At 71.1% G+C, this 509-nt stretch carries 1 protein-coding gene; it reads left to right on the top strand.

Going from position 1 to position 509, the window contains the following annotated elements; all coding sequences use genetic code 11:
* Window positions 1–509, top strand: a 509-nt coding sequence (locus KVT45_RS55140) for an NAD(P)-binding domain-containing protein (protein WP_217562671.1), incomplete at both ends; no start/stop codon positions are given.

The following is a 509-nucleotide window of genomic DNA, read 5'->3' as shown; positions in this document are numbered from 1 at the left end:
GACGGTCTGATCGCCGCCCCCGGCGTCACCTGGCACCCCAACAGGCCGTCGCTGCCCGGAGCCGACTCCTACACCGGAGACCTGCGCCACTCCGTCACCTTCCGCGACGGCATCGAACTGCGCGGCAAGCGGGTTTTGATCGTCGGCGCCGGCAACTCCGGGGTCGACATCGCCTGCGACGCCGCCCGCCACGCCGACCAGGCGTTCTTCTCCGTCCGACGCGGCTACCGCTACGTACCCAAGCACATCTTCGGCCTGCCCACCGACGCCGTACTCAGCGGAGACGTCGACCCGCCCAAGGGCGTCAGCCTGCCCAGCGACCCGACTCAGCTGGTGGACGCCCTGGTCGGCGACCTCACCCGGCTCGGCCTGCCCGCCCCGGACCACGACCTGCTGACCAGCCACCCGATCATGAACACCCAGGTGCTGCACCACCTGGCCCACGGCGACCTGATCGCCAAGCCCGACATCACCCGCCTCACCCCGACCGGAGCGGTGTTCGCCGACGG

The sequence above is a fragment of the Streptomyces sp. GbtcB6 genome (genome assembly GCF_019091475.1).
Taxonomy (GTDB): domain Bacteria; phylum Actinomycetota; class Actinomycetes; order Streptomycetales; family Streptomycetaceae; genus Streptomyces; species Streptomyces hyaluromycini.
Note: the sequence above shows the minus strand (reverse complement) of the source record. Positions and strands in the feature narration are given on the sequence as shown.